This window comes from Streptomyces gamaensis, from assembly GCF_042656465.1.
Taxonomy (GTDB): Bacteria; Actinomycetota; Actinomycetes; order Streptomycetales; family Streptomycetaceae; genus Streptomyces; species Streptomyces gamaensis.
The window spans coordinates 54,140-78,177 of record NZ_JBHSPB010000010.1; the positions used below are offsets into that span (position 1 = coordinate 54,140).

Below are 24,038 nucleotides of genomic sequence, written 5' to 3' on the forward strand. Positions count from 1 at the left end.
GACACAAGCTGTCCTACATGGCCCGTACTGTCGGCCGAGTTCGTTCCGACGTCCCGTCGCTGATGCCGCTGACATCGCTGACGTCGCTGGCGTCCCTCTCGTATCACCTCGTACCACCCCGGAAAGGCAGCCGCGCATGGCCACCGCCTCCCCGTCCGCCTCCGCCGCCTCACCGGCGGCCGACCGCCGCCGCTGGCTGGCGCTCGCGGTCGTGATGACGGCGTCCTTCATGGACCTCGTCGACGTCACGATCGTCAACATCGCGATGCCCGCGATCCAGCGCGACATCGGCGCCTCGTTCAGCGTGCTGCAGTGGCTGAGCGAGGGCTACGCGCTCGCGTTCGCCATCGGTCTGATCACCGGCGGGCGGCTCGGCGACATCTACGGCCGCAAGCGCGTCTTCCTGCTCGGCATGGGCGGCTTCACCCTCGCCTCGATGCTGTGCGGCGTCGTCAGCGACCCCCAACTGCTCGTCGCGGCACGGGTGTTGCAGGGCCTGATGGGCGCGATGATGGTGCCGCAGGTGCTGTCGATCATCCACGTCACCTTCCCCGCGCACGAGCGCGGCAAGGTCTTCGGCATGTTCGGCGCGGTCATCGGCCTCGGCGCGGTCTCCGGCCCGCTGCTGGGCGCGCTGCTCACGCAGTGGGACCTCTTCGGCCTCCAGTGGCGCCCGATCTTCCTGATCAACCTGCCCGTCGGCATCGCCGGACTGATCCTCGGCCGCCGCTTCATCATCGAGTCCAAGGCCCCGAAGGCGCTGCGCCTGGACCTCGTCGGGGTGGCCCTGGCCAGCCTCGGCCTGCTGATGTTCCTCTACCCGCTCACCCAGGGCCGCGAGCACGACTGGCCGCTGTGGGGCTTCGTGTCCATGGCGGGCGCGGTGCCGGTGCTCGCCGCGTTCCTCGCCTACGAGCGCCGCAAGACCCGCAAGGACGGCTCGCCCCTCGTCGAACTGTCGCTGTTCAAGGTCAAGAGCTTCGCGGCCGGCATCGGCGTGCAGACGGTCTTCGGTCTCACCACCGGCATCTTCTTCATGGTGTGGACCTTCTACATGCAGATCGGCCTGGGCTGGTCGGCGCTGCGCGCGGGTCTGACCGGCATCCCCTTCTCGCTGGCGGTCTCCACGGCGGCGGGCATGTCCGTGCAGAAGCTCGTGCCGAGGTTCGGCCGCAAGGTGCTCCAGGCCGGTGCCCTGGTGATGGCGGCGGGCGTCCTGCTCTACATCTGGGAGGCCGGGCACTACGGCGCCTCCATCGCCTCCTGGCAGATGGCGGCCCCGCTCATCGTCATGGGCGTGGGCATGGGCCTGATCGTCGCGCCGATCACCGACATGGTGCTCTCGGAGGTGCCGCGCGAGCACGCCGGTTCCGCCTCCGGCCTGATCAACACGGTGCAGCAGCTGGGCAACGCGATCGGGCTCGGCCTGGTCTCGGTGGCCTTCTTCGGGGTCGTCGACAAGGCGGACCCGCGGCACGAGGCGCTCGCGGACATCTTCGGCGGGGCGTTCACGAACGCGCTGTGGTGGGTCGTGGGCGGTCTGGTGGTCGTCTTCGCGCTGATGTTCCTCCTGCCGTCCGGCAACAGGACCGCGCCCGCCGCCGGGGAGGAGCGGGAGCCGGCGGAGGCCGAAGTGGTGGCCGCGTAGCGGTCGCGGCTCCACCGCGTCGCGTACGGGCGGAACCGGTCGCAGGACCGGTTCCGCCCGTTTCTGTGTCCGCCCGTTTTTGTGCCCGGACGTGTTTACTTTCCGCCCTTACCGGCGGTACCGTGCCGAGGAACCAGCAATTCGGGCATGGAACGGACCCAAAACCACATGTACGCACCGGAGCGCCAGCAGGAGATCCTGCGCCTGGCCCGCGAGAGCGGACGCGTCGACGTGCTGTCCCTCGCCGAGGAGTTCCAGGTCACCGCCGAGACCGTGCGGCGCGACCTGAAGACCCTCGACCGGGCGGGGCTGCTCCGCCGGGTGCACGGCGGGGCGATCCCCGCCGGGCGGCTCGGCTTCGAGCCGGACCTCGCCGAGCGCGAGACGACCGCCGCCGGGGAGAAGGACGCCATCGCACGCGCCGCCCTCACCGAACTGCCCCGCGAGGGCAGCGTGATCATCGACGCGGGCACCACCGCCGCCCGCCTGGCCGGACTGCTGCCGCTGGACGCCACCCTCACCGTCGTCACCCACGCGCTGCCGGTCGCCGCGATCCTCGCCGACCACCCCGGCATCGCCCTGCACCTGGTCGGCGGCAGGGTGCGGCACCGTACGCGGGCCGCCGTCGACGCGTGGGCGCTGCGCGCCTACGGCGAGCTCAGCGCCGACGTCGTCTTCCTCGCCACCAACGGCTTCTCCGTCGACGGCGGGCTGACCACCCCCGACCTCGCCGAGGCCGCCGTCAAGCGGGCCGCCGCCTCGGCCGCCCGGCGCGTGGTGCTCCTCGCCGACTCCGCCAAGTACGGGCAGCGGCACTTCGCCCGCTTCGCCGACCTCTCCCAGGTCGATGTGCTCGTCACCGACGCGGGGCTCGCCCCCCAGGACGCCGCGGTGATCGAGGCCGCGGGCCCGGCGGTGGTCCGCGCGTGATCCTCACCGTCACCCCCAACCCCAGCCTGGACCGCACCTACGAGGTGCCGTCCCTGGAGCGCGGCGCCGTGCTGCGCGCGGGCACCGACCGCGTCGACCCCGGCGGCAAGGGCGTCAACGTCTCCCGCGCCCTCGCCGCCGCCGGCCGGCGCACGGTCGCGGTACTGCCGCTCGGCGGCGCCGAGGGCGCGCTGCTGGAGCGGCTGCTCGGCGAGCACGGCATCGAGGTCGCGGGCGTGCCCGTACGGGGCTCGACCCGGGTCAACATCGCCGTCGCCGAACCCGACGGCACCCTCACCAAGGTCAACGCCGCGGGCCCCGAACTGGCCGCCGAGGAGGCCGAGTCGCTGCTCGCCGCCGTCCGGGAGCGCTCGGCCGGAGCCGACTGGATCGCCTGCTGCGGCAGCCTGCCGCGCGGACTGCCGCCCCAGTGGTACGCGCGCCTGGTGGCCCGTACGCACGCCGCCGGCGCCCGGATCGCCCTGGACACCTCCGGGCCCGCGCTGGCCGCCGCGCTCGCCGAGCGGCCCGACGTCGTCAAACCCAACGCGGAGGAGCTCGCCCAGGCCGTGGGCCGGCCGCTGGCCACCGTCGGCGACGCCGTCAAGGCGGCCGAGGAACTGCGCGGCATGGGCGCGCGGGCCGTCCTTGCCAGCCTCGGCGCCGACGGGCAGCTGCTGCTCGACGACACCGGTACGTACTACGGCGCCGCCGTCGTCGCGGCCGTCCGCAGCAACGTCGGCGCCGGCGACGCCTCGCTCGCCGGCTTCCTCGCCGCCGGCGGCAGCGGGCCCGCCGCGCTCGCCGCCGCCGTCGCGCACGGCGCGGCCGCCGTGCAACTGCCCGGCAGCGTCATGCCGGCACCGGCGGACCTCGCGCCCGAAACGGTCACGGTCACCCGACAGGTGCCGTACGCCCGCGCGCTGAGCGAGCCCGCGCGATGAGCGCGCCCACCGCCTTCCGGGGCCGCGACCCCCGGACCGTCCCCCACCGCCCGCAGGGCGCGAACCGCGAGCAAAGGAGCCCGCGTTGAGCGAGCTGATCACCGCGGACCTGGTCGACCTCGGCCTGTCCGCCGACACCAAGGAGGCCGCGGCCCGGTCGCTGGCCGAACGCATGCGGGCCCTCGGGCGCGTCACCGACCTGGAGGGCTTCCTCGCGGACGTCGCCGCCCGCGAGGCCCAGATGCCCACGGGACTCGACGGCGGCATCGGCATCCCCCACTGCCGCAGCGCCCATGTCACCGAGCCCACCCTCGCGTTCGGCCGCGCCACCCCGCCCGTCGACTTCGGCGCGCCCGACGGCCCCGCGGACCTGATCTTCCTCATCGCGGCGCCGGACGGCGCCGACAGCGACCACCTGACGATCCTGTCGAGCCTGGCGCGACAGCTGATGGACGAGTCCTTCACGGGGGCGCTGCGCGCTGCGCGGAGCGCGGAGGCGGCGGCCGCCCTGGTCCGGGGGGAGCGGCCGGAAGAGGAATCCGGGCAACCGGAAGGCGCCGGGGGCGAGCCCCGTGCTGCGGCAACCACCCGCATCGTCGCCGTGACCTCGTGTCCCACCGGAATCGCCCACACCTACATGGCCGCCGAAGCCCTGCAGAAGGCCGCCGAGGCCGCCGGAGTGGAGCTCGTCGTCGAGACCCAGGGGTCCGCCGGCTACAGCAGGCTCGACCCGGAGACCGTCGCCGCCGCCGACGCGGTGATCCTCGCGCACGACGTGGAGGTACGCGAGAAGGACCGCTTCGCGGGCAAGCCCACCGTCGACGTCGGCGTCAAGGCCGGAATCAACCGGGCCGCCGAACTGATCGCGGAAGCACGGGCGTTGGCGGAGCACGCCACGCCCGTACGCCCCGCCGCCCCCATGGACGCGGGCGCCGACGCCGCCGACGGCTACGCGAGCCGGCTGCGCAAGTGGCTGATGACCGGCGTCAGTTACATGGTGCCGTTCGTCGCCGCCGGCGGGCTCCTCATCGCGCTCGCCTTCGCGATCGGCGGGTACCAGATCAACAAGGCCCCGTCCGTCGCCGAGCACTTCGTGTGGACGGAGTCCACGAGCTGGGCGGCCCTGCTGTTCCAGATCGGCAGCGCGGCGTTCGCCTTCCTCGTCCCCGTCCTGGCCGGCTACATCGCCTACGGCATGGCCGACCGCCCCGGCCTCGTCCCCGGGTTCGTGGGCGGCTCGATCGCGCTGACCGTCAACGCCGGCTTCCTCGGCGGGCTCATCGCGGGCCTGCTGGCGGGTGCGGCCGCGCTGGCCGTACGGCGGGTGGACGTACCGCCGGTACTGCGCGGCATCATGCCGGTGGTCGTGATCCCGCTGCTGTCCTCGGCGGTGGTGGGCTTCCTGATGTTCCTGGTGGTCGGCAAGCCGGTCGCCTCCCTGCAGAAGGCGCTCACGGACTGGCTGAGCGGACTGACCGGCGCCAACGCGGTCGTCCTCGGCGTGATCCTCGGCCTGATGATGTGCTTCGACCTCGGCGGCCCGCTGAACAAGGTCGCCTACGCCTTCGCCGTCGGCGGCCTGGCCACCCCCAACGACGGCAGCCTGAAGGTGATGGCGGCGGTCATGGCGGCCGGCATGGTCCCGCCGCTGGCGATGGCCCTGGCCACGACCGTGCGCGGCACCCTGTTCACCAAGGCCGAACGGGAGAACGGCAAGGCGGCCTGGGTACTGGGCGCGTCCTTCATCAGCGAGGGCGCGATCCCCTTCGCGGCCGCCGACCCGCTGCGGGTGATCCCCGCGAGCATGGCGGGCGGCGCGGTCACCGGCGCCCTGTCGATGGCCTTCGGCTGCACGCTGCGCGCCCCGCACGGCGGCCTCTTCGTCGTCCCGCTGATCGGCGAACCGCTGCTGTACGTCCTGGCGATCGCCGCCGGCACGGCCGTCAGCGCGGCCCTGGTCGTCGCACTCAAGAGCCTGACGAAACCGTCCGGGGACGGGGCGGCGCCCGCTCCCGGGGAGAAGGGGAAGGAGACGGAGGCGGAGCCGGTCACGGTGTGAGGAGCGGGGCGCCGCGGGCGCCGGTTCCGGCGGCCGACGCGGAGGCCCGCCTCACGGTGGCGGCCTGACAGCGTGCGCAGGCCGGAGCGGCCGGCAATGCGTCGGCGGCGGAGTCCCACCGCCTTGCGGACCGGACAGGCCGGTCGGCGTGCCGGTCGCGCAGGCCGGCGACGGCCCCGGCCTGCCCGGCCGCCCGGTGCGGGACGCCGCACACATCCAGCACCCGGAGCCCCGGGCCGCCTGCTTTCCTGTGCAGGCGGCCCGGGGCTCCGGGTGTCTTCGCGTGTCCGCGGGCGCGCGGCCCGGGCCGGCCTGCGCGTGCCCCGGAGATTCGCCGGCGAAGCCGGCCCACGCGGGCCGGGGGATTTGACGGGCCCCGCCCCGCATCCGCATCATTCCACTAACACGTTAGTGAAACGAGGGTGCGGTGATCGAGTTCCGGATGGACCGGCGCAGCGGCGTCGCCACCTATCTGCAGCTCGTGCACCAGGTGAAGGCGGCCCTGCGGCTGGGGGTGCTGCGGCCGGGCGACCGGCTGCCCACGGCGCGGCAGGTGGTCGAGGCCGTCGCCGTCAACCCCAACACCGTGCTGCGCGCCTACCGGGAGCTGGAGCGCGAGGGCCTGGTCGAACCCCGGCCGGGGCGGGGCACGTTCGTCACCGCCTCGCTCTCGCGCCCGGAGGCGGGCGCGGACTCGCCACTGCGCGCGGAGGCCGTCGCCTGGGTGGGACGGGCCCGCGCGGCCGGGCTGGAACGGGAGGACATCGCGGCGATCGTCACCTCGGCCCTCGACGAGCGCTTCCCGCGACCGCTGCCCGAACCCCGCAGTCCGCTGCCGTCCCCCCGATCACCGCAGAGCCTGGAGGAAGACACGTGACCGAACCGACCGCCCCCGCCGCCCTGCGGGCGACCCGGCTCGGCCGGAAGTTCCGCGGCGGCTGGGCGCTGCGCGACTGCGACTTCGAGCTGCCCGCGGGCCGGGTCACCGCGCTCGTCGGGCCGAACGGGGCCGGCAAGAGCACCCTGTTCCACCTCGCGACCGGGCTGCTGCGCCCGACCGAGGGCGGCATCAGTGTCTTCGGCGCCGAACCCGGCACCCCGGCCGCCCGCGACCGTACGGCCTTCCTCGCCCAGGACAAGCCGCTCTACCCGCGCTTCACCGTCGAGGAGACCCTGCGCTTCGGCCGTGAGCTCAACACCGACTTCGACCAGGAGAGCGCCGAGCGCATCGTGCGCGCCGGGAACATCCGCCCCGACGTCCGCGTCGGCACCCTCTCCCCGGGGCAGTGCACGCGCATCGCGCTCGCGCTCGCCTTCGGCAAGCGGCCCGAACTGCTGCTGCTGGACGAGCCGTTGGCCAGCCTCGACCCGCTCGTGCGCGTCGAGGTCATGGGCCTGGTCATGGCGGAGGTCGCCGACCGGGGCACCACCGTCGTGATGTCCTCGCACGTGCTGTCCGAGCTGGAGAGCGTCTGCGACCACGTCCTGCTGCTGCAGCACGGCGCCGTCCGGCTCCAGGGCGACACCCAGCAACTGTGCGCGGAGCACGTACGGATCACCGGCCGTGCCGAGGAGTCCGCCCCCGACGGGCTGCCGGCCGCACTCGACCGCGCGGCCGTCGTGGAGTCGGCCGTCACCGGCCGGCAGGCCCGCGCGCTCGTCCGCACGTCCGGCTCCCTCGGCCTCGCCGAGGACCGGTGGATCACCGAAACCCCGTCCCTGGAAGATCTGTTGCTCGCTTACCTGCGCTCCGACCCCGCCCGTACGCCCGCTCCCGGAGCCCCGGAGGCGGCGGCGTGAAGGGCACCTTCTGGCTGGCCTGGCGCCAGCAGCGCACCGCGGTCGTCATCGGCGCCGTGCTCCTCGCCGCGTGCGCGGCGTGGGTGGCGTTCCGCCGCGCGGACATGACGGCGTGGCTCGACAGCCATCACATCGGCGCCGGGCTGTGCAAGGGCTGGGATCCCGAGGAGTGTCAGAAGGCGGGCGTCGACGTCGACGCCCTGCACCGGATGCTCGGCGACTACGGCGACTCCCTCCGGGCCCTCGGCTCGCTCAGCGCCGCCCTGCCGGTGATCATCGGCGTCTTCTGGGGCGCACCGCTGGTCGGGCGCGAGCTGGAGAGCGGCACCTGGAAGCTGGCCCTGACCCAGGGAGTGGGCGTCCGGCGGCTGTTCGCCTCCCGCTTCGCGCTCGCCGCCGCGTGCGCGCTCGTCGGTTCGGTGGTGCTCGCCGGACTGGTCGCCTGGTGGTGGTCGCCGGTCTCCAACATGCTCGACGGGCTCTACTGGCACGACGGCTTCATCTTCAACGCCACCGGCCCGGCCGCCGTGGCCTGCGCCCTCTTCGGCCTCGTCGCGGGAACGGCCGCCGGGGTACTGCTGCGCCGCACCCTGCCCGCGATGGGTACGGCCCTGGTGGCGATCGCCGGACTCCGGCTGCTGCTCAACACCTTCCGCTCCGACTGGATCTCGCCCGCGGTGCGGATCAGCCAGGGCACCGCTCCCCGGGAGTACGTCGGCAGCGCCTGGTCGACCGGTGACTTCGGCTTCGTCCGCGCGGACGGCTCGCTCTTCCCCGACCCGTCGATCTGCCCGGTCTACAGCTCCGACCCCACCACCCCGCCGATGGGCAGATGCATGACCGAACACGGCTTCACCGGCCGCTACCACAAGGTCTTCCCCGTCGGGGACTTCTGGGCCTTCCAGTGGATCGAGACCGCGGTCTACCTGGGAGTGGCGGCCGTGCTGTTCGCGGGGATCTGCGTGGTGCTGCGGCGCCGCCCGATCTGATTCCCCGCTCCCCGGCGGCCTGTCGTCTCCCGGCCGGCCGCCGTTTTTCTCCCCTTTGTACGCCCGTTACGCACCTTGTGTCCCGATTCCTTACCCCCTCGTACGCCCTCACACCCCGACCGGAGGTCACCCCGTGACGACGTCCAAGAACCTGCTGAAGAACCGCAGCAACCTCGGCCACAAGGTCCGTTACGCCGTCGGCAACCCCGGCCGTATCGCCCCCTACCTCAAGCGCACCGCCCGCGACAGCTGGCTGCGTCTGAAGCACCCCGACCACGTCGACTACTACCGCGCCGTGATGGCCTCCGACACCGCCCGCAACCCCGAGGCCGCCGTCGGCAGCAAGACCCACGACCGCTGGCTCGCCCTGGGCAAGATGCAGTTCGACTACCTCAAGGAGCACGGGCTCGCCCCCCGCCACCGCATGCTCGACATCGGCTGCGGCAACCTGCGCGCGGGCTGGCGCTTCATCGAATACCTCGACGCCGGCCACTACTACGGCATCGACATCTCGCCCGACATCCTCATATCGGCGAAGAAGACCCTGACCGGCTACGGGCTCCAGGAGAAGCTGCCCCACCTGACCATCACCCAGAACCTCACCCTCGACTTCCTCCCCGAGGCGCACTTCGACGTCGTCCACGCGCACAGCGTCTTCTCGCACTCGCCGATCGAGGTCATCGACGAGTGCCTGGCCAACGTCGGCCGCGTCCTGGCCCCCGGCGGCTTCTTCGACTTCACCTTCGACCGCACCGAGGGCACCGAACACCAGGTGCTGCGCGAGGACTTCTACTACCGCACCGAAACCCTGACCGCCCTCGCCGGGAAGCACGGCCTCAAGGCCCGCTTCATGGACGACTGGGAGAAGCGCCCGCACGGCCAGTCCAAGATCCGGGTCAGCCACGCGGACTGAGCCCCCACCGGGAGCCGGACGGGGCCGGTACGGGGCTGTACGGGGGCTGGTACGGAGCCGCACGGGGTGGTCGCTCCTGTGAGGGATACGCAGGGCTGGGCGAGAGCTTGGACCCGCACGTCCCAACACCTGGAAGCGACCACGGACCGAAGTGTTCAGAGCTCGTACAGCTCCCGGTACGAGGGGAACACCCCGCCCGGACCGTCCACGCTCTCGGCCGCGAGCGCCGCCTTGACCACCGCCCGCGTCAGCACGTCCGCGCCCGCCGCGAGGATCTCGTTGAGCGCGCCCGCCACGAGCATGGTGGCCGCCGCGTCCTCGAAGACGTCCTCGGCGAGCAGCGGACGGCTGCCCGTGGCCAGCGCGAAGACCGTGTCCCCGTCGTTCAGCAGATGCACCGGCCGCACGGCACGGGCCAGCCCGTCGTGCGCCGTGCCCGCGAGCTTCTGCGCCTGCGCTCGGGTCAGCTCCGCGTCCGTGGCGACCACCGCCAGCGTGGTGTTCAACGGCGGCCGCACGGACGCCGCCGAACGCCGCGCCGACTCCTCCCGCGCCGCCGCCAGCCTCTCCCGCGCCGCCCGGTGCCGCTCCGCACCGGGGTGGGGGCCGCCCCCCGCCCCCTCCCCTGCCCCCGCCCCCGTGCAGTACTGCCCGTACAGCACCCCCGTGCCCGGATCGGCCACCTCCCCGGCCGCGTTGAGGACCGCCAGCGCCGCGACCGTCGTCCCCGAGGGCAGCACCAGGCTCGCCGTGCCGACACCGCCCTTGATGCCCCCGGCCACCGCGCCCGTGCCCGCGCCCACGTTGCCCTGCGCGACGGGCGCCCCCGGCGGCGAGGCCGCCGCCGCCTCGGCCGCCGCCCGGCCCAGCGCGGCATCCGGCCGGGCCCGCCAGTCGCCACCCCGCCCCAGGTCGAACAGCGCCGCGGCCGGGACCACCGGCACCACCTGCGCCGGATCCGGCCCCACCGAGAAGCCGCGCCCCGCGTCCTCCAGCCAGGCCACCACCCCGGACGCGGCGTCCAGCCCGAACGCGCTGCCCCCCGACAGCACCACCGCTTCCACGCGCTGCACGAGATTGCGCGGATCCAGGGCGTCGGTCTCCCGCGTCCCCGGCCCGCCGCCGCGCACGTCCACCGCCGCGACCGCGCCGCCCTCCTCGGTCAGCACCACGGTCGTCCCGCTCAGCGCCCGCTCCCCGGCCAGCCGCGCGTGCCCGACCCGCAGCCCCGCCACATCGGTCAGCGCGTCCAGCGGCCCGGGCCGCGGCGCGGCCTGTCCGGCCGTCTGCCCAGTCGTCTGTCCGGTGGCCTGCCCGGTCGTCCGTCTGCTCGAAGCGCTCGAAGCATCAGTCATGGGCCATGCGTATCACGCGTATCCGACGCGGGGCAGGGGGAGTTGACCGGTCCGCCGGGACGGCCCCACGCCGCGCGGGCGTGCTCAGAGGTGGTGCGGCGGCTTCTCGTCGAGGAAGCGGGCCAGGTCGGCCGTGCCGTCGCCGCCCCTCGGCCGCTCGCCCCAGCCCCGGTCGGTGTCGTCCGAGGACTGCCGGTCCAGCGGATCGTCGAAGATCAGGGAGGCGGCCGGGCGGCGCTTCGGCCGGGCGCTCGCCGCCGGGGCAGGCCGCTGCCCACTGCCGGGCTCGCCGGGGCGCGTCCCGGGCGCGTCGGCGCTCTCCGGCTCGGTGGGCCGTGCTCCGGGCGCCTCGGTGCCCGTCGGTTCGGGCCCGGACTGGGGGGTGGTGCTCATGCAGCCAGGGTACGGCGCCGGTGCCGGGCGCGGCGCCGCACGGTCCCGGGCACCGCGCCCGCCCCCTGCGCCCGCCGCACCCCTTCCACGAGCGGCGGGCGGCGGCAGCGCCGACAATCGCCACATGAGCAACGTGCTGCGCCGGATGCACGCGCGCGGCCGGGGCGAGGCACACCGAGCCGCGACCCCGCTGGAGCTGTTCTTCGACCTGTGCTTCGTCGTCGCCGTCGCACAGGCGGGACGCCAGCTGGTGCACGCGCTCGCCGAGGGACACCCGGGGCACGGCATCCCCGGCTACCTGATGATGTTCTTCGCCGTGTGGTGGGCGTGGATGAACTTCAGCTGGTTCTCCTCCGCCTACGACACCGACGACGTGCCCTACCGCGTGGTGACCCTGGTCCAGATGGCCGGGGTGCTCGTCCTGGCGGCCGGGGTGCCGCGCGCCTTCGACCGGGGCGACTTCACCGTCGTCTGGTTCGGCTACCTCGTGATGCGGCTGGCCATGGTGGCGCAGTGGCTGCGGGCCGCGCTCTCCGCCGAGGGCGAGGAGCGGCGCACGGCGCTGCGCTACGCCGGCGGGGTCGCCCTGTGCCAAGTCGGCTGGCTGGGCCTGCTGTTGCTGCCGTCCCACGCCAAGCCGTGGGTGTTCCTCGTGATGGCCGTGTGCGAGATGTCCGTCCCCGTCTTCGCCGAGCACCGGCAGCAGACGGGCTGGCATCCGCACCACATCGCCGAGCGGTACGGGCTGTTCACCATCATCGTGCTCGGCGAGACGGTCTCGGCCGCCACCGTCGCCGTGCAGTCGGCGGTGGACGAGCACGGGGCGCTCGGCCTTCTGCTGCCCATCGCCGGCGGCGGGCTGCTGCTCATCTTCGCCGCGTACTGGATCTACTTCGCCGTGCCGATCCACCTGCACCTCGCCTCCAACCGGCAGGCGTTCCTGTGGGGCTACGGGCACTACCTCGTCTTCGGCTCGGCCGCGGCCATCGGCGCCGGGATCGAGGTCGCCATCGAGGAGGCCGCGGGCAAGGCGCACATCGCCACCTTCGCGGCCTCCGCGGCCGTGACGGTACCGGCCGCCCTGTTCATGCTCACGGTGTGGCTGATCCACTCCCGTCACCAGAAACGCGGGTTCTTGCAGCAGTCGGTGCTGCCCGTCTCCTCGCTCCTGGTCCTGGCCTGCACCTTCGCGGGCCACCAGGCCGTCCTGCTGGCCGGCCTGGTGGCAGCGGTCACGATCGCGGTGGGCGTCACGCTGACCGCCCGCGCGGCGTCCCGAGAGGCCGCGGCCTGACCCGCCGCCGTGCCTCGCGTCGCCGCGGCCCGCGTCGCCCCGCCGTGCCGCTACTTCCCCGCCGGCGCCGTCTCCCGGCCCGTACCGCCGCGCCCGCCCTGCTCCACCAGCGCGTCGCGGATCTCCTTCAGCAGCTCGATCTCCGTCGCCTCCGCCGGGGACGAACCCACCGGCGCTGCCGGGGTCTTCGCGGCCTGGCGGTCCTGCCAGCGCTTCATCGGCACCAGCATCATGAAGTAGACGACCGCGGCCGTCGCCACGAAGGTGAGCGTCGCGCCGAGCACCAGACCCCACTGGATGTAGATGCCCTTGGTCACCTCGCCCGCCGCGTTCGTCTCGCACGGCCCCTTCAGACAGGACGCGTACGCGTCCAGGTTCTTGGTGCCGAACGCCCCGACGACCGGGTTGATCACGCCCTTGACCACGGAGTTCACGATATTGGTGAAGGCCGCTCCGATGACCACGGCGACCGCGAGGTCTATCACGTTGCCCCGCATCAGGAACGCCTTGAAGCCCGCGAGGACGCCTGTCTTGTTCTCGCTCTCGCTCACCGGTGGGCCACTCTCCGTCTCTCTCCGCACCGAACAGTCTGTTTTCGGGCCGTACGCGACGAAGGCCGCGTACGCACCCCGCGAGAGATTCTGACAGCTTCCCCCGGGCCGCCGCCGTGATCAGCCGGACGATCATCCGAAGGGGAGCCGGGGCAGTACGGGCACGCACAGGATCACCGCCCCCGCCGCCGCGACCCCCGCTGCCACCACGCGCCCCCGGCGTGGCCCCGGCCACCGGGGCCCGCCCCGCCCGGCCCGCACCGGGGCGAAGTGCGGCACTTCGCGGCGCGGGGGAGGACAGTACGGCGGGAACGAGGAGCCCGAGCGCGAGAACTCCGCCGCGCAACCTGCCGGGAGACCTGTTGAGAAAGGGGACATGACCACCACCGCCTGACGTGACGAGCGCCGACCGAACCGACACCCCCCACGATCCCGGCAATCGCCGAATCCCGCAGAGCCCTGTGGACGACCGGGGAGTTGGGGAAATCCCCGTCACCCGGAAGTGAGAGCCGACCAGCCCCGAACCACGGCAAAAGCCCCAACCCGGGCCCCAAGACAGTTCGCGTCAGGGCAGTTCGATGCCGAGCTCCCACCCGTCGTGCACCCGCGCGCACAGGCAGTCCCGCTCATGGGCCGCCGGCAGCTTCCCCACCACGTCGAGGAGGACCTCCCGCAGCCGCCCCACGTTCTCGCCGAAGACCCGCAGCACCTCCTGGTGCGAGACGCCCTCGCCCGTCCCGGCCCCCGCGTCCAGGTCCGTGACCAGTGCGGCCGACGTGTAGCAGAGCCCCAGTTCACGGGCCAGTACGGCCTCGGGGTGCCCGGTCATGCCGACCACCGACCAGCCCTGCGCCGCGTGCCACCGCGACTCGGCGCGCGTCGAGAAGCGCGGGCCCTCGATCACGACCATCGTCCCGCCGTCCACGGGCTCCCAGCCGCGCCCGCGCGCGGCGGTCACCACGGCCTCCCGCCCGACCGGGCAGTACGGGTCCGCGAACGTGGTGTGCACCACGTTCGGCACCACGCCGTCCGGCAGCGGCTCCCCGTCGAAGAAGGTCTGGACCCGCGTCTTCGTCCGGTCCACGAGCTGGTCCGGTACGAGCAGCGTCCCCGGCCCGTACTCCTGCCGCAGCCCGCCCACCGCGCACGGCCCCAGCACCTGCCGTACGCCCACGGAGCGCAGCGCCCACAGATTGGCCCGGTAGTTGACGCGGTGCGGCGGCAGATGGTGGCCGCGCCCGTGCCGGGGGAGGAAGGCGACCCTGCGGCCGGCCAGTTCGCCGAGGAAGAGCGCGTCGCTCGGCGGCCCGTAGGGGGTCCGCACCGTGACTTCGGTCACGTCCTTCAGGAAGGAGTAGAACCCCGACCCGCCGATCACGCCTATGTCCGCCTGCGCGGTACCGATGTCGACCATGAACTCACCCTAGCCGCGGGGCGTCCCGCGCGGCCGCGGACGAGGGCGCCCGCATACGAAGAGCCCGCCGCCTCCCGAACGTGAACGGGAGACGGCGGGCTCTCGCGAGCGATGCGCGCCGGTGAGGACGTCCTCAGGCGGCCGACGAGGACGTCGACGAAGAGGACGAGGAGCTCGACGAAGACGAAGACGAGGACGAGGACGACGAGCTCGACGAAGAGGACGAGGCCGACGACGAGTCGGAGCTCTTCGTGCTGGAGGACGTCTTCGCCGGGCTGCTGCTGGACGACGCGCCGCGGCTGTCGTTCCGGTAGAAGCCGGAGCCCTTGAAGACGATGCCGACGGCGGAGAACACCTTCTTCAGGCGTCCGTCACAGCTGGGGCACACCGTCAGCGCGTCGTCGGTGAACTTCTGCACCGCCTCAAGGCCCTCGCCGCACTCGGTGCACTGGTACTGATACGTCGGCACTTGCTCCTCCTGGCACTCTCACTGAATGAGTGCTAACGACGCTCCATAGTGCAGTATTCCGGCCCGTCAGTCCACCGGAAGCGGCTCGCGGTGACCGACCCCACTGGCGGCCGCCGTCTCCGCGTCCCTCGGCGTGAGCGCCTTGCGCAGGGCCAGCAGGACCAGCAGCGCCGCGGCCGTACCGCCCAGCGGCACCAGGAAACCGGTGCTCGCGCTGTGCGCGTCGATCAGCTGGCCGCCCACCGTGGAGCCCGCCGCCTGGCCCAGGCCCACCGCGCCCGTCAGCCACGTGAACGCCTCGGTGCGGGCGGTCGCCGGGACGAGGGAGTCGACGAGGGTGTAGCCGGTTATCAGGGCCGGGGCGATGCACAGGCCGACGAGCAGGCCCAGGCCGCCCAGGACCGGCAGCGCGGAGGCCGTCCACAGCGGGGCGGTGGCCAGCGTCAGCAGCGGGTAGGCCAGCAGTAGCCGGCGCTGCGGGGTGCTGCGCCAGGCGACGGCGCCGCACACGATGCCCGCGATCATGTTGCCCGCCGCGAAGGCCCCGTACATCAGGCCGTTCAGGCCCGGGTCGCCGATCTCCTTGGTGAAGGCCGTCATCGACACCTGCATGCCGCCGAAGACCGAGCCGATGCCCAGGAACGCGATGGCCAGCACCCGCACGCCCGGCACCGACAGCGCCGAGGCGCTCTGCGCGCGGCCGCCCGCCGCGCTGCGGGAGGGCTCGGGCTGGGTGCGCTTCTGGGAGGCGAACAGCAGCCCGCCGACCAGGGTCAGCACCGCCTCCGCGACCAGGCCCGCTGCCGGGTGGACGCCCGAGCACAGCGCGGTCGCCAGGACCGGGCCGATCACGAAGGTGAACTCGTCGGTGACCGACTCGAAGGCCGCCGCCGTCGACATCAGCGGTGTGCCCGCCAGCTTCGACGCCCAGCGGGCCCGCACCATCGGGCCGATCTGCGGCGTGGAGGCGCCCGCGGGCACCGCCGCCGCGAAGACCGCCCACAGCGGGGCGCCCGACAGCGCGAGCGTGGTCAGCAGGGCGATCGCCGCGGCGTGCACGAGGACACCGGGCATGAGCACGGCGCCCTGCCCGAAGCGGTCGGCGAGCTTGCCGGCCTGCGGGGCGAACAGCGCCATCGAGACACCCGCGGTCGCCGAGACGGCGCCCGCCGTGCCGTACGAGCCGCTGGTGTGCTCGACCAGCAGCAGGATGCCGATGGTGAGCATCGCGAAGGGCTGCCGGGCCAGGAAGCCCGGCAGCAGGAACGTCCAGGCACCACGGGTGCGCAGCAGTTGCAGATATCCGGGGCGTGCCCCGGCGGGGTCGTGGACCGTGGTCGCCACGGCCTGGGCCTTTCCGCCGCCTGGTAGCGACACCCCGTACGGAAGGCGTACCGCACCGCACGGAGTGCGCCGAGAGCTGTCCTCTCGCGCAAGGACCGTGGTAGATACCGTGCGGCCGTCTCGCGGCCGCGGCCGCCGTGCGGTCGCGCCAGCCCTGCATCAGGCAGAGTTGGTTCGGTCTGTTGAATCGTTCGTGCGGGCCGGTCCTGCGGACCGGTCCTGAACGCTGTCTTCTGACGACGCCGCGTGCGCCCGGGGCAGTCCCCGGGGACCCCGGCCGGCAGGGCCGAAGGCGTCCTCCCGAAGATAGCTCCGGGCACACGGCTGTCAACAGATTACTTCGCCCTCAGCGTACCCGGGCTTCCCAGCCACCCCGCGAGCTTGCCGCCCTCGCTGACCGCCCGCAGCCGGTTCTCGGCCGCGTCCCGCACCGGGTCCGTGGCCACCACGAGCAGCTCGTCGCCGTGCCGCAGCACGGTCGTGGGCACCGGGACGAAGCTCTTGCCCTCGCGGACGACCAGGGTGACCCCGGCGCCCTCGGGCAGCCGCAGCTCGCCGATCTCCACGCCGTGCAGCTTCGAGCCCTCGGGGACGCCCACCGACAGCAGGTGCCCGCGCAGCCGCTCCAGCGGCGCGGACTCGATGCCCAGGTCCTCGGGCTCGCTCTCGCCGAGGTCGAGCCGGCGCGCGAGCCAGGGCAGGGTCGGCCCCTGCACCAGGGTGTAGACGATCACCAGCACGAAGACGATGTTGAAGACGCGGCGGCTGTCGGCGACCCCGGCCACCATGGGGATGGTGGCCAGCACGATGGGCACGGCCCCGCGCAGTCCGGCCCACGACAGCAGCGCCTTCTCCTGCCAGGGCGTACGGAACGGGGCGGTGCTCAGGAACACCGACAGCGGGCGCGCGACCACGGTCAGCACGAGTCCCACTACGAGCGCGGGCAGGATGTCCTGTCCCAGCTCGTGCGGGGTGACCAGCAGACCGAGCAGGACGAACATGCCGATCTGCGCGATCCAGCCGAGCCCCTCGGCGAAGCCGCGGGTGGCCGGCCAGTGCGGCAGCTTGGCGTTGCCGAGGATCAGCGCGGCGAGATACACGGCGAGGAAGCCCGAGCCGTGCGCGAGCGCGCCGCCCGCGTAGGCGACGGTCGCTATGGCCATGACGGCGATGGGGTAGAGGCCGGAGGCCGGCAGGGCCACGCGGCGCAGCCCGTAGGCGCCCGCGAGGCCGATGGCCAGTCCGACGGCCGCGCCGATCGCGAGCTCCAGGGCGATCTTGCCGACGAGCAGGTACCAGTGGTCGACGGGTCCGGCCGCGGAGAAGGCGACGACGAGGATGACGACGGGGGCGTCGTTGAAGCCGGACTCGGCCTCCAGGACACCGGTGAGCCGGGCGGGCAGCGGGACGTTGCGCAGTACGGAGAAGACGGCGGCTGCGTCCGTGGAGGAGACCACCGCGCCGATGATGAGGGCCTGGCGCCACTCCATGCCCGCGAGGTAGTGCGCGGCGGAGGCGGTGACGCCGACGCTGAGGGCGACGCCGACGGTGGAGAGCACGGCGGCCGAGGGGAGCGCGGGCTTGATCTCGTGCCACTTCGTGCCGAGACCGCCTTCGGCGAGGATCACGACGAGGGCGGCGTAGCCGATGACCTGGGTCAGGCCCACGTCGTTGAACTGGACGCCTATGCCGTCCTGTCCTATGGCGACGCCGATGCCGAGGTAGATGAGCAGGCTGGGCAGTCCGCTGCGGGAGGACACCCGTACCGCCGCCACGGCGACGAGCAGTACGAGGGAGCTGACCAGCAGCAGTTCGTTGAGGTGGTGGACAGTCAGGGGCCGGTCCCTTCACGAGTCTTGCCACGGACGGATGGTCAGGAGGAGGGCGAAACGTTCCTTCGATCGACTCTTCTCTCGACAAGAAGTTCGTTTCCTCATCTAACATTTTACGGGTTCTTAACGCCTTCCGGGCTCGACAGCGACCGAAGTCACGCTGCGGGGGAGCGAGCGGCGGCAGGGCGGGACGACTCCGCGTCCGGGCCCCGGCGGCCCTGCGCCTATGGTTGCTACAGCACTCCAGGACCACCCTGCCCCTCGAAGGACAGCGATGCCCGCCAACACGACCGGCCCTTCCGGTGAGAAGAAGCCCGGCAAGAAGAAGAAAGGCCGACGCGCCCGCCTGCTCGTCCTCACCCTCGCGCTGCTGCTCGTGGCGGGCGTCGCCTTCGGCGCGTACTGGAGCGTGAGCACGGTGCGTGCCTCCTTCCCGGAGACCAGCGGCACGCTGCAGCTCAAGGGCCTGTCGGCGCCGGTGAAGGTCGTGCGCGACGGCAACGGCATCCCGCAGATCTACGCGGACACCGAGGACGACCTCTTCCGCGCCCAGGGCTATGTGCAGGCGCAGGACCGGTTCTGGGAGATGGACGTGCGCCGGCATCTGACGGCGGGCCGGCTCTCGGAGATGTTCGGCGCCGACCAGGTGGAGACCGACGCCTTCGTACGCACCATGGGCTGGCGCAAGGTCGCGCAGGAGGAGTACGACACCAAGCTCTCCGCGGACACCAAGAAGACGCTGCAGTCGTTCACGGACGGCGTCAACGCCTACCTCAAGGACCATCAGGGCAAGTCGCTGTCCGTCGAGTACGCGGCCCTGGAGCTGGAGAACGACTACAAGCCCGAGCCGTGGACCCCGGTCGACTCGGTGGCCTGGCTCAAGGCCATGGCCTGGGACCTGCGCGGCAACCTCCAGGACGAGATCGACCGCTCGCTCGCCTCGGCCCGGCTGACCCCGCAGCAGATCGAGCAGCTCTACCCCTCCTACCCGTACGAGCGCAACAAGCCGATCGTCGAGGGCGGTGCCGTCGACCAGGCGGCCAAGGAGTTCGACCCCACCAAGACCACCCCGCCCGCGAGCCAGCCCGGCAGCGCGGGCAGCCAGTCCGGCGCGCGCGGTTCCTCCGGCCCGGCAGGCGGGTCCGGTTCGTCCGGCAGCAGTACGGGCGGCGCCGGCACCCCGGGCATGGGCGGCAACACGGCCACCGGCGGCGGCGCGGGAGCCGGCAACGGCCTGCGCACCGGACTGTCCTCGCTCGCGAGCACCCTGGACAAGATCCCCGCACTGCTCGGCCCCTCCGGCAGCGGTATCGGCTCCAACTCCTGGGTCGTCTCCGGCCAGTACACGACCACCGGCAAGCCCCTGCTCGCCAACGACCCGCACCTCGCCCCGCAGATGCCCTCCGTCTGGTACCAGATGGGCCTGCACTGCACGAAGGTCAGCGACGCCTGCCGGTACGACGTGGCCGGCTTCAGCTTCGCCGGCATGCCCGGCGTGGTCATCGGCCACAACCAGAACATCGGCTGGGGCATGACCAACCTCGGCGCCGACGTCGCCGACCTGTACCTGGAGAAGGTCACCGCCGACACCTACCTCTACGACGGCAAGCAACTGCCCTTCACCACCCGCAAGGAGATCATCAAGGTCGCGGGCGGCGAGGACCGCACCCTGACGGTGCGCTCCACCAACTCCGGCCCCCTGGTCTCCGACCGCAACGACGAGCTCGGCAAGGTCGGCCAGGACGCGCCCGTACAGGACCCCGCGCCCGACCGCGGCGAGGGCTACGCCGTCGCCCTGCGCTGGACCGCCCTGGATCCCGGCAAGAGCATGGACGCCCTGCTGGAGCTGGACCGGGCGAAGAACTGGAAGGAGTTCCGCGCGGCGGCCGCCGACTTCGAGGTCCCCTCGCAGAACCTGGTCTACGCCGACACCGAGGGCAACATCGGCTACCAGGCGCCCGGCCGTATCCCCGTCCGCGGCAAGGGCGACGGCCGCTACCCGGCGCCCGGCTGGGACTCCGCCTACCAGTGGACCGGCAGCATCCCGCAGGGCGAACTGCCCTGGGACTACAACCCCAAGCGCGGCTACATCGTCACCGCCAACCAGGCCGTCACGGACAAGAAGTACCCCTTCAACCTCACTTCCGACTGGGACTACGGGGCGCGCAGCCAGCGCATCAACGAGCTCATCCAGTCGAAGATCAAGGACGGCGGGAAGATCTCGACCGAGGACATGGTCAAGATGCAGATGGACAACAGCAGCGAGATCGCGAAGCTGCTGACGCCCTACCTGCTCAAGATCGATGTCAAGGGCGCCAACGATCGCGAGACCACGTACGTCCGCGAGGCGCAGAAGCTGCTGCAGGGCTGGGACTACAACCAGGACGCCGACTCCGCGGCGGCCGCGTACTTCAACGCGGTCTGGCGCAACGTCCTCAAGCTGGCGTTCGGCAACAAGCTGCCCAAGGAGCTGCGGGTCAAGGGCCAGTGCCTCCAGGTGCGTCCGGCCAACGACGCGGGCCCGCGCGAGGACCTCGACGGCCGGGCCCGGCTCGTCGTGGAGTGCGGTGAGCGCGATCCGGACACGGCGCAGCCCAACGGCGGCGACCGCTGGTTCGAGGTGGTGCGCAACATCCTCGACAAGCCCGAGGACGACTGGTGGAAGACCAACGGCAACCGCACCGGCACCAACCCCGGCACCCGCAACCGTGACGAGCTGCTGGAGCGCGCCATGAAGGACGCGCGCTGGGAGCTGACCTCCAAGCTCGGCAAGGACGTCAACTCCTGGAGCTGGGGCCGGCTGCACCAGCTGAACCTGAAGAACCAGACCCTCGGCAAGGAGGGCCCCGGCTTCGTGCAGTGGCTGCTCAACCGGGGCCCGTGGAACCTCGCCGGCGGCGAGGCCGCGGTCAACGCGGCGGGCTGGAACGCGGCGGGCGGCTACGAGGTGCTGTGGGTGCCGTCGATGCGGATGGTCGTCAACTTCGACGACTTCGACAAGTCCCGCTGGATCAACCTCACCGGAGCCTCCGGCCACGCCTACAACGCCCACTACTACGACCAGACCGACAAGTGGGCCAAGGGCGAGCTGCTGCCGTGGTCCTACAGCCCGCAGGCCATAAAGAAGGCGGGCGGCGACGAGCTGACGCTCAAGCCGTAGCGGGCGCTCAGCCGCCGAAGCGGCGCACCCCGCCAGGGGTGGCCACCGCGTGCACGGGGTGGTCGTGCGGTTCCTCCGGGACCCGCGCGACCACCTCGTCGTCGTAGAGGAGCACGACGAGGGCGGGCGTGGCCCCCGCGCGCTCCAGGCGGGCCAGGACGCGGTCGTAGCTGCCGCCGCCGCGTCCCAGCCGCATGCCGCGCCCGTCCACGGCGAGCCCCGGCAGCAGGACGGCGTCCGCCGCCGTCACCGCGTCCGGGCCCAGCCGCGGTCCGTCCGGCTCCAGCAGTCCCCGGTCCGCCCTCACCAGATGTCCGGTACCTCGGTACTCACCCCAGTCGAGATCGTTGTCGGCGAGCAGCACCGGCAGCAGGACCCGTACGCCCCGCTCGCGCAGCGCGTCCAGCAGCGCGCGCGTGGGCGGCTCGTGCCCCACCGAGACATAGGCGGCCACCGTGTCCGCCCCGGTCAGCTCCGGCAGTTCCTGTGCCCGCTCGGTGAGCGCGGCACCCGCCGCCGTCCGTTCCCGGCCGCTCATCGCGGCCCGTGCGGCCAGCAGCGCGCGCCGCAACTCCGCTTTCCCGCCCTCGGACTTGATCACGGTCGTACATACTCCCTGTCTCGGGTCATACTCGGTGGAGCCTCGTCTTCCGCCCAATAGCAACGGATAGTGTTCGGCCCATGACTCATACGCGTCGGATCAGCAAGGCTGTCATCCCCGCCGCCGGTCTCGGCACCCGCTTCCTCCCGGCCACCAAGGCCACCCCCAAGGAGATGCTGCCGGTTGTCGACAAGCCGGCGATCCAGTACGTGGTGGAGGAGGCCGTGACCGCCGGCCTCTCGGACGTCCTCATGATCACAGGTCGCAACAAGCGTCCCCTGGAGGACCACTTCGATCGCAACTACGAGCTGGAGGAGGCCCTGCGCCGCAAGGGCGACGACTCCCGGCTCGCCCGCGTCCAGGAGTCCAGCGACCTCGCGACCATGCACTACGTGCGCCAGGGCGACCCCAGGGGCCTGGGCCACGCCGTGCTGTGCGCGGCCCCGCACGTCGGCGACGAGCCCTTCGCCGTCCTCCTCGGCGACGACCTGATCGACGCCCGTGACCCGCTGCTGCCCCGCATGGTCGACATCCAGCGCCGGCACGGCGGCAGCGTGATCGCGCTCATGGAGGTCGACCACGAGCAGATCGGCCTGTACGGCTGCGCGGCGGTCAAGCCCACCGAGACCCCCGACGTCGTCCAGGTGACCGGCCTGGTGGAGAAACCCGAGCCCGCCGACGCCCCCAGCAACTACGCCGTCATCGGCCGCTACGTCCTCGACCCGGCCGTCTTCGACGTGCTGCGCGAGACCCCGCCCGGCCGGGGCGGCGAGATCCAGCTCACCGACGCCCTGCAGGCGCTGGCCGCCGAGCCCGGCCTCGGCGGCCCGGTGCACGGCGTGGTCTTCAAGGGCCGCCGCTACGACACCGGTGACCGCGGTGACTATCTGCGCGCCATTGTCAGACTGGCGTGCGAACGCGAGGATCTGGGACCGGACTTCCGTGCCTGGCTCCGCCGCTTTGTCACCGAGGAGATGCAGCCCCTGTGAGCAGTACGCCCGACGCTCCCCCCGCCCCCGGCCGGCTCTGGTCGGTGGAGGAGCACCTCGCCGACGTCCTGGACGCGCTCCGCCCGCTCGACCCCATCGAGATCGGCCTCCTGGACGCCCAGGGCTGTGTGCTCACCGAGGACGTCACCGTCCCCGCCGCGCTGCCGCCCTTCGACAACAGTTCCATGGACGGCTACGCGGTCCGCACGGCGGACGTCGAGGGCGCGAGCGAGGAGTTCCCCGCCGTCCTGACCGTCGTCGGCGACATCGCCGCCGGCAGCGGGCAGCGCGTCGAGGTCGGCCCCGGGCAGGCCGCCCGCATCATGACCGGCGCCCCCCTGCCGCCCGGCGCCCAGGCCGTGGTCCCCGTCGAGTGGACCGACGGCGGCAGCGGCCGGGGCCCCGCCACCGCCATGACCGCCCGCGCCGCGGCCCCCGAGGGCGGCGGCGGCGAGGTGCGGGTGCACCGCCCCGTCACCGCCGGGGCGCACGTGCGGGCCCGCGGCAGCGACGTGGGCGCCGGGGCACTGGCCCTGGCCGCCGGTACGGTCCTGGGCCCGCCCCAGATCGGGCTGCTCGCGGCGATCGGCCGGGCCACCGCGGTCGTACGGCCCCGCCCGCGCGTCGTCGTCCTGTCGACCGGCAGCGAACTCGTCCCGCCCGGCGAGGAGTTGGCGCCCGGACAGATCCACGACTCCAACAGCTTCGTACTGACCGCCTGCGCCCGCGACGCGGGCGCCCTCGCCTACCGCGTCGGCGCCGTCGACGACGACCCCGCGACCCTGCGCGCCACCCTGGAGGACCAGCTGGTGCGCGCCGACCTCCTCGTCACCAGCGGCGGCGTCAGCGTCGGCGCCTACGACGTGGTCAAGGAGGTCCTCTCCGGGTTCTCCGGCGAGGAGGGCAGCGTCGACTTCCGCCGCCTGGCCATGCAGCCCGGCAAGCCGCAGGGCTTCGGCCGCCTCGGCCTCGACCGCGTCCCGCTGCTGGCACTGCCGGGCAACCCGGTCAGCGCGTACGTCTCCTTCGAGCTGTTCGTACGGCCCGCGATCCGCGCCCTGATGGGGCTCGACCCCCTCGACCGCGCCCCGGTACGGGCGGTGCTCGACGCTCCGGTCGCCTCCTCGCCCAAGGGCCGCCGCCAGTTCCTGCGCGCCCGCTACGAGGACGGCACCGTCGGCGTCGTCGGCGGCGCCGGCTCCCATCTCGTCAAGGCCCTCGCCGACGCCGACGCCCTCGTCGTCGTGCCCGAGGAGACCACCGCCCTCCCGGCCGGCGCCGAGGTCGACGTGATCCGTCTCGGCTGACCGCGCCGCCGTACCCCGCGCGCCGCCCGGTACCGTGCTGCCCACC

General features: G+C 72.9%; 20 protein-coding genes. 12 read left to right on the top strand and 8 right to left on the bottom strand.

The window, feature by feature from the left end:
* The first annotated feature begins 136 nt into the window (after nt 1-136).
* The 8 genes from ACFP1Z_RS17865 to ACFP1Z_RS17900 all read left to right on the top strand — a co-directional run bounded on the left by ACFP1Z_RS17865 (nt 137) and on the right by ACFP1Z_RS17900 (nt 9,283).
* Nucleotides 137-1,648, top strand: coding sequence for an MFS transporter (locus ACFP1Z_RS17865; RefSeq protein WP_390317396.1), 1,512 nt, complete (start codon nt 137-139; stop codon nt 1,646-1,648).
* 168 nt (nt 1,649-1,816) lie between these two features.
* Nucleotides 1,817-2,578, top strand: a complete 762-nt coding sequence (locus ACFP1Z_RS17870) for a DeoR/GlpR family DNA-binding transcription regulator (RefSeq protein WP_390317583.1) — start codon at nt 1,817-1,819, stop codon at nt 2,576-2,578.
* A complete protein-coding gene (gene pfkB, locus ACFP1Z_RS17875) occupies nt 2,575-3,522 on the top strand; it encodes a 1-phosphofructokinase (protein WP_390317398.1) in 948 nt (315 codons plus the stop codon). The genes ACFP1Z_RS17870 and pfkB overlap by 4 nt, the downstream gene beginning before the upstream one ends.
* 85 nt (nt 3,523-3,607) lie before the next feature.
* Nucleotides 3,608-5,581 (top strand): PTS fructose transporter subunit IIABC, encoded by a 1,974-nt coding sequence (locus tag ACFP1Z_RS17880; RefSeq protein WP_390317399.1) that lies wholly within the window; start codon nt 3,608-3,610, stop codon nt 5,579-5,581.
* 442 nt (nt 5,582-6,023) lie between these two features.
* Nucleotides 6,024-6,458 (top strand): GntR family transcriptional regulator, encoded by a 435-nt coding sequence (locus tag ACFP1Z_RS17885; protein ID WP_390317584.1) that lies wholly within the window; start codon nt 6,024-6,026, stop codon nt 6,456-6,458.
* Entirely contained in the window at nt 6,455-7,381 is a 927-nt protein-coding gene (locus tag ACFP1Z_RS17890; protein ID WP_390317400.1) for an ATP-binding cassette domain-containing protein, read from the top strand. The genes ACFP1Z_RS17885 and ACFP1Z_RS17890 overlap by 4 nt, the downstream gene beginning before the upstream one ends.
* On the top strand, nt 7,378-8,370 hold the full coding sequence (locus ACFP1Z_RS17895; RefSeq protein WP_390317401.1) for a transporter: 993 nt from the start codon (nt 7,378-7,380) through the stop codon (nt 8,368-8,370). The genes ACFP1Z_RS17890 and ACFP1Z_RS17895 overlap by 4 nt, the downstream gene beginning before the upstream one ends.
* A gap of 133 nt (nt 8,371-8,503) precedes the next feature.
* Nucleotides 8,504-9,283 (top strand): class I SAM-dependent methyltransferase, encoded by a 780-nt coding sequence (locus ACFP1Z_RS17900; RefSeq protein ID WP_390317402.1) that lies wholly within the window; start codon nt 8,504-8,506, stop codon nt 9,281-9,283.
* 155 nt (nt 9,284-9,438) lie between these two features.
* Here the strand turns inward: ACFP1Z_RS17900 and ACFP1Z_RS17905 are convergent, their stop codons facing one another.
* Entirely contained in the window at nt 9,439-10,638 is a 1,200-nt protein-coding gene (locus tag ACFP1Z_RS17905) for a P1 family peptidase (RefSeq protein ID WP_390317403.1), read from the bottom strand.
* Nucleotides 10,639-10,722: 84 nt separating this feature from the next.
* Nucleotides 10,723-11,031 carry a hypothetical protein gene (locus ACFP1Z_RS17910; protein WP_390317404.1) on the bottom strand — a complete coding sequence of 103 codons (309 nt, stop codon included), beginning with the start codon at nt 11,029-11,031 and terminating at the stop codon, nt 10,723-10,725.
* Nucleotides 11,032-11,155: 124 nt separating this feature from the next.
* On the opposite strand from ACFP1Z_RS17910, the gene ACFP1Z_RS17915 reads away from it, so the two are divergent.
* Nucleotides 11,156-12,325 carry a low temperature requirement protein A gene (locus ACFP1Z_RS17915; protein WP_390317405.1) on the top strand — a complete coding sequence of 390 codons (1,170 nt, stop codon included), beginning with the start codon at nt 11,156-11,158 and terminating at the stop codon, nt 12,323-12,325.
* Nucleotides 12,326-12,375: 50 nt separating this feature from the next.
* Here the strand turns inward: ACFP1Z_RS17915 and ACFP1Z_RS17920 are convergent, their stop codons facing one another.
* The 5 genes from ACFP1Z_RS17920 to ACFP1Z_RS17940 all read right to left on the bottom strand — a co-directional run bounded on the left by ACFP1Z_RS17920 (nt 12,376) and on the right by ACFP1Z_RS17940 (nt 17,938).
* Entirely contained in the window at nt 12,376-12,822 is a 447-nt protein-coding gene (locus tag ACFP1Z_RS17920) for an MscL family protein (protein WP_390317585.1), read from the bottom strand.
* A gap of 619 nt (nt 12,823-13,441) precedes the next feature.
* Entirely contained in the window at nt 13,442-14,290 is an 849-nt protein-coding gene (locus tag ACFP1Z_RS17925) for an S-methyl-5'-thioadenosine phosphorylase (protein ID WP_390317406.1), read from the bottom strand.
* 133 nt (nt 14,291-14,423) lie between these two features.
* A complete protein-coding gene (locus ACFP1Z_RS17930) occupies nt 14,424-14,759 on the bottom strand; it encodes an FmdB family zinc ribbon protein (protein ID WP_390317407.1) in 336 nt (111 codons plus the stop codon).
* A gap of 66 nt (nt 14,760-14,825) precedes the next feature.
* A complete protein-coding gene (locus ACFP1Z_RS17935) occupies nt 14,826-16,103 on the bottom strand; it encodes an MFS transporter (protein ID WP_390317409.1) in 1,278 nt (425 codons plus the stop codon).
* Between the two features lie 335 nt (nt 16,104-16,438).
* A complete protein-coding gene (locus ACFP1Z_RS17940) occupies nt 16,439-17,938 on the bottom strand; it encodes a potassium/proton antiporter (protein WP_390317586.1) in 1,500 nt (499 codons plus the stop codon).
* Between the two features lie 271 nt (nt 17,939-18,209).
* Here ACFP1Z_RS17940 and ACFP1Z_RS17945 point away from each other — a divergent pair, with 271 nt between their 5' ends.
* A complete protein-coding gene (locus tag ACFP1Z_RS17945) occupies nt 18,210-21,095 on the top strand; it encodes a penicillin acylase family protein (protein ID WP_390317411.1) in 2,886 nt (961 codons plus the stop codon).
* A gap of 7 nt (nt 21,096-21,102) precedes the next feature.
* On the opposite strand, the gene ACFP1Z_RS17950 is transcribed toward ACFP1Z_RS17945, so the two are convergent.
* Nucleotides 21,103-21,696: a 5-formyltetrahydrofolate cyclo-ligase gene (locus ACFP1Z_RS17950; RefSeq protein WP_390317412.1), complete on the bottom strand. Its 594-nt coding sequence runs from the start codon at nt 21,694-21,696 to the stop codon at nt 21,103-21,105.
* Between the two features lie 80 nt (nt 21,697-21,776).
* Between ACFP1Z_RS17950 and galU the strand changes: the two genes are divergently transcribed.
* Nucleotides 21,777-22,685 (top strand): UTP--glucose-1-phosphate uridylyltransferase GalU, encoded by a 909-nt coding sequence (gene galU, locus ACFP1Z_RS17955; RefSeq protein WP_390317413.1) that lies wholly within the window; start codon nt 21,777-21,779, stop codon nt 22,683-22,685.
* On the top strand, nt 22,682-23,992 hold the full coding sequence (glp, locus tag ACFP1Z_RS17960) for a molybdotransferase-like divisome protein Glp (protein WP_390317414.1): 1,311 nt from the start codon (nt 22,682-22,684) through the stop codon (nt 23,990-23,992). The genes galU and glp overlap by 4 nt, the downstream gene beginning before the upstream one ends.
* Nucleotides 23,993-24,038: the final 46 nt, after the last annotated feature.